General features: G+C 58.5%; 7 protein-coding genes and 3 pseudogenes. 5 read left to right on the top strand and 5 right to left on the bottom strand.

Features of this window, described 5'->3' with window-relative positions:
- The 4 genes and pseudogenes from EXE52_RS15030 to EXE52_RS15015 form a co-directional block, all read right to left on the bottom strand.
- Positions 1 to 169, bottom strand: a pseudogene (locus tag EXE52_RS15030) (IS1595 family transposase); the annotation flags it as partial.
- A gap of 1,266 nt (positions 170 to 1,435) precedes the next feature.
- The gene (locus tag EXE52_RS15025) at positions 1,436 to 2,272 is read right to left on the bottom strand and encodes a nucleotidyltransferase (protein ID WP_089309296.1); all 837 of its coding nucleotides are present in this window, start codon (positions 2,270 to 2,272) and stop codon (positions 1,436 to 1,438) included.
- Positions 2,269 to 3,195 (bottom strand): hypothetical protein, encoded by a 927-nt coding sequence (locus EXE52_RS15020; RefSeq protein WP_089309297.1) that lies wholly within the window; start codon positions 3,193 to 3,195, stop codon positions 2,269 to 2,271. The genes EXE52_RS15025 and EXE52_RS15020 overlap by 4 nt, the downstream gene beginning before the upstream one ends.
- Positions 3,196 to 3,340: 145 nt before the next feature.
- Complete coding sequence (locus EXE52_RS15015) at positions 3,341 to 4,147, bottom strand: hypothetical protein (RefSeq protein ID WP_089309298.1); 807 nt, start codon at positions 4,145 to 4,147, stop codon at positions 3,341 to 3,343.
- A gap of 246 nt (positions 4,148 to 4,393) precedes the next feature.
- On the opposite strand from EXE52_RS15015, the pseudogene EXE52_RS15010 reads away from it, so the two are divergent.
- From EXE52_RS15010 to EXE52_RS14990, 5 genes and pseudogenes are all read left to right on the top strand, one after another.
- Positions 4,394 to 5,137: pseudogene (locus EXE52_RS15010) on the top strand (lamin tail domain-containing protein); the annotation flags it as partial.
- Entirely contained in the window at positions 5,137 to 5,433 is a 297-nt protein-coding gene (locus EXE52_RS15005; protein WP_089309299.1) for a DUF3006 family protein, read from the top strand. The pseudogene EXE52_RS15010 and the gene EXE52_RS15005, both read left to right, overlap by 1 nt.
- 436 nt (positions 5,434 to 5,869) lie before the next feature.
- A complete protein-coding gene (locus EXE52_RS15000) occupies positions 5,870 to 7,306 on the top strand; it encodes a hypothetical protein (RefSeq protein WP_137703845.1) in 1,437 nt (478 codons plus the stop codon).
- Positions 7,307 to 7,342: 36 nt separating this feature from the next.
- Positions 7,343 to 11,827: a type IV secretory system conjugative DNA transfer family protein gene (locus tag EXE52_RS14995; RefSeq protein ID WP_089309301.1), complete on the top strand. Its 4,485-nt coding sequence runs from the start codon at positions 7,343 to 7,345 to the stop codon at positions 11,825 to 11,827.
- Between the two features lie 181 nt (positions 11,828 to 12,008).
- Positions 12,009 to 12,293 (top strand): FeoC-like transcriptional regulator, encoded by a 285-nt coding sequence (locus EXE52_RS14990; protein ID WP_049933180.1) that lies wholly within the window; start codon positions 12,009 to 12,011, stop codon positions 12,291 to 12,293.
- A 76-nt stretch (positions 12,294 to 12,369) separates the two neighbouring features.
- Here the strand turns inward: EXE52_RS14990 and EXE52_RS18845 are convergent.
- A pseudogene (locus tag EXE52_RS18845) lies at positions 12,370 to 12,720 on the bottom strand (hypothetical protein); the annotation flags it as partial.
- Between the last annotated feature and the right edge of the window lie 92 nt (positions 12,721 to 12,812).

Genomic DNA, 12,812 nt, shown 5'->3' with positions numbered 1-12,812 from the left:
CCCACGTCATAATGCTCTGGTGACCACAGCGAGGACAGGATGTATTCTCCCAGAACCGCTTGAGTCGCCGCTCGATGCGCGCATCGAGCGGCTCGGTGTTGATCTCTATGACTCCTAGCTCGATCAGTTGCCGAAACATCCCGCCGAACGCTGACTCAGTGGAAGACATATCGCCAGATTAGAACTGTCTGAGTGTAATTATACGGGCTTTCCGCGTTTCTACATAAGAGCGAACCATTACGCTCTTGTGTAGAGCTGCGGAAAGACGATTTAACATTTTGAACACCCACCGTAGTCCGGCGATTTGAACCCGAGATAGCGTACTCAATTCGGAGCTGGCACAACCAAACGACCTCTTTCCGCGTTTCTACATAAGAGCGAGATATCGAACCGACAGCTCACTGCCGAACGTCACCACGATACGAATCGCACCACGACGTTGAGCGAATACCCTTCACGCAAGAATCTGCCCAGTCGCTGCTAGAGTGACGCCAGTCAAGAACCCAGTACCATGTGCGACTACATTCGGAAACCGACCGTTCGAAACAGTCTCAACAGAGAATATCCCTGCCACAAGCGCGGTGATGACGATCCCGCACGCACCAAAGAGTAGAATCGCATCCTGATGAGCCGACAGCCATCGACGGAGAGAACGCTCTCTCGACCACACCAAAACGAACCGAGTCCCACCACGAGCACAATACCGACGGTTAGGATTTCACTGGTCGGAACCGCAACCAGTGGTGACTGAGCAAGTGCGATACACAAGCCGCTCGCTACGAATCCGACCGTTGTGGCGATTGAGATTGACCACGAGTACCACGCAGCGATGACCCCAATGAGACCGACAACCAGCAGGCCACCGAAGGCGCTCACAACGCCGGAAAATCCGAACGCAATCGAATCGGGACCGACAAGCCCCCATCGCTGATACAGCAACCAGTAGTCGACAGCGATCGTACTGAGCGGAGTGGCGACAAGAAGACTCATATACAGCAGCCAGAACAGTCGGCGTCGACCCCAACTGGTATACAGTGCGTAGGCCGGCCCAATCACGACGCCGTACCAAACAAGATTTGAGGTAAGATGTACAGTACTATCGTGAATCGTAGCCGCCGTCCAAGCGGTCACCAGACTGGGCTCCCCGTATGTGAATACGAACTCCGATAGTAGCCTGTTTGGAAGCCATACGTGAACGCCGATAAGCGCACCAGCGACGCCGAGTATGACCACTACATCCACGTAGTGGCTCCGGTTCCGTGGGGGCTGTAACTTTTCGTCCAACCCAGTCATCGCTACTTGGATATTGGATTCTCAGCGGTTCCCTCAAGAGGCTATTGTATTCTAGCCCACCGAAATCAATAATATCTGATACAATTGATGTCCGACCACGTCGATATGGAGTGAGTCGTCCCATCTGGCTCAAGGATTAACACTATGTCACAAGCACTAGCGAGCCATCCGATTCACGATGTAAATCGCTAATCCGCAGCAGCCACTCGACCCCTGAGGTGGTGGTTTTCTCCCCAAGTTGTCGCTCAAGAGCGGACTCCGGAACACCTGTGTAGAGATCGTCATCGTACTCGTGCTCACGAAGCGAAACAATGGCGTTCCTGACTTTTGATCCATCTTGGCTTCGATCGTAGAGTTCGTTTACTTCAACGTGAATATCGAAGACGAATCCGCGGTCTTCCAGTCGTTCCAGTTTCTGTTTCATTGCTCCGATGAAGTCGTCACTCCCAAGCAGAGCTAGCTGCGACATGATCTCCTCGACGACCACGTCATCCTCAATCCCTGCCTGAGCGATACGTACCATATCTTCGACGTCATCCTCGCGATTTGCGACGGCTTTGAACAGGAAGATGTCGTTCAGCGATACCATCCGAACGGAAAGCCCGTCTTCTTCGAACAGGTGCCGGCTGCGTGAGACCATCGAGTCACTCAGTGAGATCACACCCGCCACCTGCTCGTGAAAGACATCGAATCGACGGTGGTCCTTTTCGAGAATGAATGCCGCCCCAAGTTCGTCGTACTCTTCGCCGAGGTCTTCTTTCGGTTTGTACCCCGCAGAGGTGAGTACGTTCCACAGTTGCCGCAGCTCCGACTCTTCGCGAACGATGAGATCGATGTCCTTCGTCGCGTTCTTGAGCCCCTCTAAGGTCAGTGCTCCCCCGCCGATCAGATACACGGTGAGATCGTCGTCAATGAGATTGGCAAGTTCGCTGAACTGCCGTCGAATTGCGGAGGACTCGAACGTCGGCTCACGGCTCATACTTCGACCCCATACTCGGACGCAAGGGATTCAAACTCCTCCCACACTGGTGTGCTCTCTGACGTAACGCTCCCTTCTGTGCGGAGGAACTCTACGAGCGGGAGTACGATGTCTTCAACTCCGTAGTAGGTCGCTGCCTCTTTGAGAGACTCCTCGGATAGCTCTGTTTCGGCGATGAGTAAGAGCACGTACTTTCTGTGTCGTGAATCGTTTTCGATGAGAAGGAGATGGCAGATGAGGTCTGTGGGATCGAGCGAGTCTCGACCTTCTGAGTAGAAATAGTACTGCTCGGATGTTGTAAAGAACTGAAGTCTGTACTCGGCAAACGCATCGAGACCGGTTCGGTGATAATTCTCGTCTTCGACATCAGTGTCTGTCCGCATGAGACACTCCTTGTGAGATTCCCAAAGGATTGTTCCAGCGCCTACGTCACGTTTGATCCGGACGCGATGGATGTGGTGGCGGAGTTCGGTCGCGAACAGATGGAGCTCATCGAATTCCTCTCGGAGTCTATATTCACTGTGTTCTTTGGTCGCCATTGCTCGGTTGGTTAGCGTCCGAAGGTTTCGATAAATCGTGGCTCGCGCATGCCCGGTGTGTTCAGTGAGCTCGGTGGCTGTCCACTGCTCCTCACTACTGAGATAGTACACCACGTTCAACATCGATGAAGTCAGCAGGTCAGGGAAATCAACATGTGGGTTCGATTTTGTAAGTGACTGAAACACCTCGACGCATCGAGCATCTACTGGTTTGGCGATCATCTGATTCCCGGCTTTCTCCTTATAAACAAGATCGACCTGTTCCAAGCTCCCGAGTGCCCGTGACACCGTTGATTCGAGGTAATCCAATTCATCACCTAGATCTTGTCTGGTCTTTGGTGAGTCGAGCGTAGAGAGAATCCGCAATTCTATTTCAGATATCATGTTGTCTCATATTTGCCCATGACCTACTTAAGCACCTGGGCTATTTTGAGACAAAATAAAATATATCCTACTTTTGAGTGTCAAAAATATGTGTCGTCCTAACATACAGGTGTCCGTTTTTTAGAGGTAGATCGGAACGAGGTTATCAGACTGGGACCCAGTACGCTGCTCGAAGGGCTGCTCGAGCCTGACCTCCGCTATTCTGACCGTAGACGGAAATCTGGAATGCTCGGTCACCATCGATGTCAAAGAAAACCGATGTTGAGCTGTTGTCGGTGGTGTAGATCTCAAGCGTCGTGTTCGGGTCGTTAACCTTGCTGAGTGTTCCTTGTGTTGTCGAAACAATCCCGTGGTAGTAGCCGGCGTCGGTGACCTTACACGCAATTGTATTTGAGTCTAGTTGGAGTTCATCTGCGAGGCGCTCTCGGAAAACTTCTTCATCCTGATCGCGGGCGCCACGCAGTGTTTCTGCTAATACGGGGAGGACGACAGCAGCTAACTCCTTCGACTCGATCTCATCTTCGGCATAGCGTTCCGCAATCTCGTGATAGTCATCACGATCAAGCTCTTCAAGAAGGTCTTCGCGAGACTGGTCGAGGAGATTTTCACAGATTGTGTTGAGCGTTGGATTCCGGACGTTCACTTTTCCACTTCCGACCATCTTGAGTGAGTATCGCTTCTCTTCAGCAGCCCCAACCACAACGAGATCAGTGTCGTCACCAGACACACCCCGCAACTCATCGCCGACCTCTGTCGCTGACTCAATTGGAAATGAGAGATCGTCGCGAATGAATTCCGCCGTTTTCTCACTACCGAGCTGGACCCGATCTTGCTGGCCGCTCGGAAGGTGATCGAGTTGCTCTACTGTATCGGGCTGCGGATCAACTCCATTCAAAATATCTCGGGTGAGCTTTTCGTGTGCCTTCCCAATGTATTCAGGAGTATCGGGCATTAGATCCAACTTCTCTTATTGTGATATATAATTGTGTCTCTACTGATATTCCTAACTGATAGAAAATAGGGAATCGAAGCCACCAGTTGTACGGGGTGAGCGGTGGAAGCGCTTCAATGGAATCACGATGAACTCTGTTCACCAGAATACGACACCGCTCTGCTTGTGGGATGAAATTTTACCCTCTATACCATATTGACTCAGGATATGGACGACGAACCCTCCCGCCGGTCATTATTATCGACGTCGACGATTCTCAAGGCGGGCCACCACGGCTCGGCCAGCTCCTCGAGTGGGGCGTTCCTCGATGCCGTCCAGCCACAGGCCGTCGTCACCTCAAGCGCGTACGACTCGCAGTACGGCCACCCGAACGAGGAGGTGCTTAAGCGGCTCTCGGAGCGTTCCATCTCAACCTACTGGACCGCCACTCACGGAGATGTTGTCCTCGTGAGTGATGGGCAGGCCGTCTCGATCCAGACGCAACAGGACGCGCCAACCGATCCGTTGAGCATTCGCGATGGGGAGGCCATCGAACTAGGGACAGCTGGTGGTGTTACCGAGCGTGAGCGGATCGGCGGTGGGGGGACCGGCGCGATCGACACTGGAGACGAGCCAGATGAGACCGATTCGGGATCCGACTCGGAGGCAGGCGAGAACACCAGTGCGCTTGCTGTCACAGAGGTCAACGCCGACGCTGAGGGGCGAGACGGTGAGAATCTCAACGATGAGTATGTTGTCTTTGCGAACACTGGCGCGGACCCACTCGACCTGTCCGGCTGGACAGTCGCTGACGACGCCGAGCACACGTACACGATTCCGGATGGGTTCAAGCTAGGGCCTGGTGAGACTGTGACGCTGTACACCGGGAGTGGCACCGCGACGGACAGCGAACTGTACTGGGGGTCGGGGTCGCCAATCTGGAATAATGACGGTGATACGGTGATCGTAACTACAAGTGAGGGCGACCGAGTGCTGGAGGAAGGCTACTAATGACTACAATTGACCTTCCAAACGGTGAGTACACCGCCGTTGTTGATTCGATTGAGGATGGGCTCGCAACGGTGTTCTTCGAGCAGGATGGTGAGGAGGTAGGGAATGCGGTTGTCGAACCAGACGAGCTGCCATCGGATGGGCAGCATGCTGATGCGATTTTGGAAGTAGAGATTCGTGATGGCGCCGTGTATTCTTCACAATACCAATCTGGGGAGACAGAAAGGCGTTCAAACGCCTCTCAAGGCCGTTTCGACCGGCTCTCGAAGCGACCGCCATCCGATAGAGATCCCTGAGAGAGCCTACGGGAATTAATGGAAACCGATTTGATTGGTGGGGTTTAATTCCAATATTATTTCGCTTGATTTTGTGGCCATTACCATTATATCTGTCTTCGATTAGCCGGGTAACAGAGGCAAATGATATGGCGTTGATTAAAAAGGTAATTGACAACAAGAGAGAATTTCAAGGAAGGCGGATTCACGCCCAGTTCAGGTCCAAGGAAACCGCAGACAACGGACTGAGCTTTCTATATAACAAGATCTGCGGAGGGGAAGAAAAATGAGCGGTTTGATTACGGATATCTGGGATACTCTGTCCACTGATACCAGCGTCTACCCCGCGATCAGGGTCGACGATGACCTATACGCCAAACTCCAGTCCGGCTTAGAGGTAGCCGAAGCCGACTCCGGCCCCCGGCTGCGTGTCCGACCTCCCCGGGAGAACAGTGGGATGGACGCCAGTATCAATCTCTACGAAACCATCCACGACCCACACGAGACCGGGATCGGAGTCGGCCGGTTCAAACTCGTCTCCACCAGCTCCCACATCCACAGTCACGAGATGGTCTACGACGGCGGGAAGCTCCAATTCTTCTTCAAACCGGACACCCGCGTCGACGCCAACCAGTTCGAGCGCCAACTCCGGAAAAACTACCCCGACGCCCAGATCAGCGAGGCCAACAAGCAGTTCCCCACCCTCGATAGCGGCGACCACATCGCGATGGCGAAGATGCGGCTCAAACAGCCGTTCTACTACCCCATCAAGTGTAAAATCGCGGACGAGGACTTCGATGTCGACCCATACGGCGACATTACCTCCGACATGGTCGTCGAGGAGGACCAGACCACCGACGGCCAGCGCGTGCTCGCCGAGGACTGTCGCGTCATGGTCCAGACCATCTTCGAGCCCGCACGCGACGTGTGGACCAAGCGCCGCCCCTACGGGCTCAACGTCACCGACGCTGCCTCCAAGATCAAGCAGGGCGAGGTCGTCGGCAACATGGTCGAAGGGTACGACCTGCGCGACCCCGGCGCCAAGCGGAGTCGCACCGCGAAGATCATCGACAAGCTCCACGGCGCCAAAGGCTACTATTTCACCGTCCGCGTGCTGGCGATCTCGCCGCACAAAGAGATTGCCGAACGCCGGTGTAACACCGTCGCGAGCGACTTCGAGAAGTATTACAACTCGTTCACCGAGCAGGGGCTTGACCCCATCGCGATCGGGCCCGACGAGATCCCACACCACCTCCGGGAAATGGCCGAACGGACCCACTCAATCCCGTGGACCCAACGGCTCAAACTCGGCCCCGGACAGCCCGCAGTGCTCCAAACCGTGAGCGCCCTCGGGTCGATCGCCCACATCCCCAACGACAGCATCAACACGCCCGTCGTCGATTGGGCGAAACAGCAGACCGGCCCGGGGATCCCCGCCGAAGCAGAGCAGGAGGACGACGTCGTTGAGAGGACAACCGACACCGACGAACAGCGAAAGAGTGGGTTCAGTCCAGAGCGTGCGGCAGGGCAGAGCAAAACCCCCGGAAGTACGCCAGTAGAGCCGACGAGCTCCAAACAGCCGGATGAGTCGTCGAGTCCCAGCGGGAGCGCCGACGCCACGGACACCGGAGTGGCGTCGAGTAAGGAACCCGAGACCGACGCCCAGAGTGACGGCCCCGACTTCCGGACCCCACCGCAGGCGACCCCAGAGGAGAGCAACCCAAGCGACACAGGGCCAGTAGGATCGGGTGAGAGTACCCCTACTGACCCAGAACCGGCGGGGGTGGGCGGGCTTCTTGACGATAGCACAGACGGCGAGGACGACGAGGACGGCGAGGAGGACGACGACTCCGCTCCGTGGAATACCGAGGCTAACCGACGGAGCGGCGACTGATACGACGAAACCGACACCGACCAGTCAAATCATCACATGGTATTCGATTTCTTTCGGAGCGACGACGAGACGGGCGAACCAGTTACCGAAGACCAGCTACAACGGCTCCATGCCGATCTTAAATCGACGGCCGAGAAGATCGAACAGCGACAACTCAGTATCGACAATCGGGTTGATCTAAGCAAGCAGATCGCGACGCTGTTAACCCGCGTCAACGAGGCGACCGTCGACGGCGCCGAACCCCAATGGTACGCGCCCGAAGTAAACCCGACCACCGAGGAGATCGGTGAAGAACTCCGCGATCTTATTCAATTCGTAACCCTCGATCGGCTCTCGGCGAGTGCCGTCAAGGAGGATATTTTGACGATGCGGAGCGATCTCGCTGGGATTCAGGACGCCGTTGACGCGATGGAGGATTTTCCCTACGCCTACAGCGAGAAGGGACGGAACACGATGTACGGCGAGGAGATCCAGTCCATTGGAGTCCCCGACGATGTCAACCCGGAGGAACTTGACTCCGGAGACGACGGGAGTGAGGTCTACGCCGCCGGGAGCGCCCGGAGAGTGCTTGAAGAACTCCCGCGCGAACACCCAGACGCGCCGCTGTTCGTCGGGAAGGGCACCCGGAACGGTCGCGACGCGTCGATCGACAAAGACCACCTGTTCCGCCACCGGGCGGTGTTCGGCGTCACCGGCTACGGGAAGTCCACGCTGTTGACGAACGACGCCCGACAGCTGATCGAGTCCGGCGCCGGCCTGTGTTTCATCGACCCGAAGGGCGACGATGCCCGGCGCTTGATGAAGATCATGCCCGAACACCGGCTTGACGACGTGGTGTGGATCGAGCCCGGTGCGACCGGCGACTACCTCTCGGGGTTCAATTTTATCTCGCTCAACATGGACCCCGACGAAGACGCGTACAACGCCGCGCTCGCGTCGCTCGTCGAGGACCTGAAAAAGATGCTGGCCGCGAACGACGACTACTGGGGGCCGCGGATGGACCGCGTCGCCCAGTCAATCATCACGGGGATGAACCTCTACAACTCCGAGACGCCGGACGACGCCCCCGAGATGAACTTCGTCGATATGTACTACGTCCTCAAGTCGGAGGCGTCACGGCACGAGTTTACGGCGCGGCTGAAAGAGGCCGGGATGCGGTTCATCACCCCGCACATGGAGACGGTCGCGGAGATGCCCGAGGACGACCTTGAGCCGCTACTCGGCCGATTCCTCCCGTGGATCCAGAACCCGGTTGCCCGCCGGATGATCGGCTTCCGCTCGGGCGGGGTGAGCATCCCCGACGCGATCGACAACGACAAGATCATCATCGTGCGGATGGGCTCCGAGCCGCGCGAACTCAAGCAGATGCTCGGGATGGCGGTCATCCGCAGGGTGTGGTCGCACATCCGCGGACGGGCCACCAAGTCCGAACACCAGCGGTCGCCCTTCTACCTGTTCGCGGACGAGTTTGACAACCTCGCGCTCGCGGACGACACGATCCCATCGATGATCTCCGAGAGTCGGTCGTATCGGCTCGCCATGACGCTTGCCAACCAGTATCCGGCCCAACTCCCGAGCAACGTCATCGACGCAATCACGACCAATTGCGACACCATCATGTCGTTCAACCCGGGCGACAAGAAATCTGCCCGGACCTACTGTACGCAGTTGGGGCTTGACCCCGAGGATCTGACCGAGGAGGTGAACTACCACTACTGGATGCGGACGACCATCTCCGAGAACATGGAGCGGTCCGAAGCGTTCCGCGTGTACGCGCACCCGCCGTTCCCACCCGTCCGCACCGCTGAGGAACGCGACGCGGCAATCGAGGCGAGTCTCAAGAAGATCGGTCGCGAACGCCGGTCGGACGAAGAAGTCTACCAGAACCTCCTGTTCAACGAGGGCGGTGGACGGTGGGAGACCGGTATCGGGCGGAAGATGGCGATGGCCGACGAGAAAGAGGAGAAGCTAATGTACGCTCAAGAACTCCAAAACGCCGTTCCAAGCCCGGAGGATCCCACCATCGACAGCGGGGGCGGTGGGGATACCACCGCGGCGTCGACGACGCCCATGTCCGGCAGCGAGGGCGGCGCTGGGAGCGCCGGCGAGACGCCCGGGGCGTTCGGGGCGTCGACCGCGGACGACGCCGAGAGCGTCGTCGAGCGCCATCTCGATACGGTCTTAGAGTCCATCTTTGCCGCCCGCCTTCGGGCAGGCAAGCAGGCCGATGAGTACGTGCCGACCGAGGACGCGAAAGACGAGCTCGTGGCCCGGCTTGAGGATTCGACGATCGACAGCCTCTCCGAGCTGTCGAACATCTACGAGCGGGTCAACAGTAGCTACGTCGAGCGGGACCGCAAGGACGGGACGCCATCGATCAAGCTCACCCCCGAAGGGCGCGGGGTCGTACTCCAACAGGACACGGGGAGTGCCGGGTCCGGTGGCGGCGACGACCACCGCTGGATTCTCGGTCAATGCTACGTCGCGTTCACGCAGATCGGCTACGTGTCGTGGCTCCCCGAGCAGGAAGGCGAGGAGATGCCTGACGGCGTCGCAGAAGCGCCGATCGACGTGACCGACGTGGACAGCGACCAGTCGCGCTCCGAGATGCTGGACGCGATTGACGAGCGTCGTGAGCGGCTTCGCGAGGAGTACCCCGGCGTGTGGAACTTCGCCGGCGCCGACGACGTATCGATCGAGGCGGAAACGTCGACGATCAAGTACCCGTTCCAGACGTTCACCAACCTCCGGAAAGCGATGGAAAAGGGCGAGAAGTGCGTGTTCGCGGTGAAAGACGGGTCCGCCAACTACGGCAGTTTCACCTATTGGGGCGAGCGCGCCGAGAAGGTCATCTACGAGACGGAAGGCCAGCGACAGAACACGGAGGTCGTGAGCGACGAGATCGCCTTCCGCAAGTCCCCCGGGAAAGACGGGAACCTACGCTACTACAACGACGGTGGCGGCGACTACCGTGTTGGCGACGAGAAAGTCGCCCTTCGCGAGCGGCGCGACGAAGACGACGAGGGACAGGGGACGATGAGCATGATCTGGTACCGCGACACCGACACCGGCGAGGTCGTCGCCGCGGTCGGTGACAAGGAGCCGGAGCCGGACGGGGAAGTCGCCCGGTTCGAGGGCCCGGAAGCCGCCCACGAAGGCGACAAGAACGCGGTGCCAGCCTACTACGAGTACGACCAGAGCGAAGGCGAGTACGTCGTCTACCACGACGGCGAGAAGCTATATTATCCGAGCAAAGAGGAGCTTGAGGACAGTTGGGTGTCCTTCCGAGGGCCGTTCATCCCCGAGGCTCGGTTCCCCGAGTGGCCCGACCACGAGGACTTCGAGATCATCATCTTCCCGGACGGGGACAACGAGGAGTACGACCAGCCGCAACTCTACCACCGCGGCGAGTGTAAGCCCCTATTCGACCATCTCGGCGTCGAGTCCGTCGACAACGTCGACGCCGGTGAGATCGAAGGGCCCGGCGAGGTAGAGGATGCGACCGCCGACGAACCTGTCGATGAAGATGAGACCGCCGAGAACGCCAAGAGCGCGGCGGAGGACGAGCCGAGTGCCGACTCCCCCGCCAGCGGTGCCCCGACCGTAGAGGGCTTCGAGGAGGCGCCCACGCCGGCGCGTGTTGTGAGCGACGAGCGGTTAGACCTAAGCGTCGAGAAGGTCAGAGACGCCGCCAAGGGGGATTTCAGACCAGAGAAGCAACACCGGCTCACGATCCAGACGATCGTGAACTCGCTTGCGACCGACTCCGACTACATGGCGCCAACGCCCGACGAGGCGGTCGACATGATCGTACTCCCCGAGGAGGACGAAGGTAAGGAGTCGACCGAGACGCCGGACGAAGACGAGGGCATGGAAACCCCCGAGGAGTCACCAGAAGCCGATGAGCGCGCCGAGGAGCGCGACACAGCGGGCTATGAGATTGACGAGACATTCGGAGTGTCACCCGAGAACCCCGGCCTCTCGCACCCGGGATACCGCACCGCACCAACACCGACGCAGATCGTGAAGGACGAGCGGTTAGAGCTCACGGCCGAGGAGGTCGCCGCGATCGCCCGGGACGAGCGGGAAGCATCGAGTGACGAGATGATGCTGCTCTCGCTGGTTCTCAGGGAGTACGCAGAAGGCGCTCCCGAATATACCCCTGACGAGGTCCGCGAGGAGATCATCATCCCCGTCGATGGCGTCGGCGCTTACGCGACCGATGAAACCGATACGTCCACCGAGTCGAGCGCCGCTGCCGTGTCACCGACGGTACCGACGTCGAGATCGAACACCTTCGCGATCGAGGTGTCCAAGACCGGATCGAGGCGGTCGTCACGTCCGGCGATGTCGTTCGCGGCGACCCGACCCATCCGGTTGGCCGGCCAACCAAGCGGTACCCACGCGTTCCCGTCGGTCCGAGCGGCCGGCGGAGCGGCGACGTCCCCAGTGTACGCGAGCGGGCGACCGTTGTTCTCGCCAGTGGTATGCTCTGGATCACGGCCGGAACTCAGCTTTTGACTGCGGTACTGGAAGCGATCCCGGGCGGCGCTGAGACGTGGATTGCTCCACCAGGGGCAATTTTCGGCGCATTAGCGCCACCGTACGCGCCAGCACTCATCGCCGTTCTGCTCACGCTCCCCGCTATCCGTCACGTTGACGGAATCGCTGTTATCGACCGACTTCGTGAGGTGGTTGCGTCGTGAGTACCTACCGTCGTGTCCTCGCGATGGTCGCACGAAACGTACCCGTCTCGACGATCGCCACCCAGTTGGACACGCGGGAAGATGCCATCCGTGGGATGCTTGACTCGATGGTCCGTGAGGGGTACCTCCGCGCGATCGACTGTGAGTCGGCGGCCTGTAGCGGCTGTCCGATGTCCGATGCCTGTGGAATGGGTGCCGACGGGAATCCAATGAGCTATCTGCTGACCCAGCGTGGTCGGGAACTGCTTGCGGAGCACGACTGCGTCGCTGTCAAGTCCTAACTGGTCGACTTGTCGCGCCATACGAGTGTACGCCACCGCAAAAGCGGGTAACGCACAGATCAAGGGTGGTAACGAACGCTGCGGCGCCGCCCTTCGCGACGGCACCGTAGAACGTGGCCGACTCGACAACCAGATAGATAATGCCGAGGCACGTCGTCGACGCTGCCTCGTTCGTGTTAGTGGCGCCACTTCCGAGATGGTTAGAGAGACAGAACCGGCATTTCAGCTGGCCGGCTGGGACTGACGCCCCACAGGACCGGCACTCGCCGTCGGTTATCGTCGGCACATCAGGGTAGCTACCTGTAGTCGTCGCGACGCGTTGCCGCCGGGGGGCACCCTCACACCTGTCGTCCAGCATCGTGTCCGGGATGTGGGATGCCTCGCCGGTGGGCCGTAGTTCCTCGAAATCTAGATAGCGATCACGCATCGATTGTTGAGGTTTGTCCCGGGTTCGTATTTCAACGCCAGGACCAGTAGTCCGCTCCGTCAGCTACTTGAGCATGGTTCATGATCTAAGAT

It is taken from the genome of Halorubrum sp. CGM4_25_10-8A (genome assembly GCF_005435025.1).
GTDB classification, from domain to species: Archaea; Halobacteriota; Halobacteria; order Halobacteriales; family Haloferacaceae; genus Halorubrum; species Halorubrum ezzemoulense.
Note: the sequence above shows the minus strand (reverse complement) of the source record. Positions and strands in the feature narration are given on the sequence as shown.

Coding starts and splice junctions, on each gene's coding strand:
- EXE52_RS15025 (WP_089309296.1), bottom strand. CDS start 2,272: ATGAGCCGTGAGCCGACGTTCGAGTCCTCCGCAATTCGACGGCAGTTC.
- EXE52_RS15020 (WP_089309297.1), bottom strand. CDS start 3,195: ATGATATCTGAAATAGAATTGCGGATTCTCTCTACGCTCGACTCACCA.
- EXE52_RS15005 (WP_089309299.1), top strand. CDS start 5,137: ATGACTACAATTGACCTTCCAAACGGTGAGTACACCGCCGTTGTTGAT.
- EXE52_RS15000 (WP_137703845.1), top strand. CDS start 5,870: ATGGACGCCAGTATCAATCTCTACGAAACCATCCACGACCCACACGAG.
- EXE52_RS14995 (WP_089309301.1), top strand. CDS start 7,343: ATGGTATTCGATTTCTTTCGGAGCGACGACGAGACGGGCGAACCAGTT.
- EXE52_RS15015 (WP_089309298.1), bottom strand. CDS start 4,147: ATGCCCGATACTCCTGAATACATTGGGAAGGCACACGAAAAGCTCACC.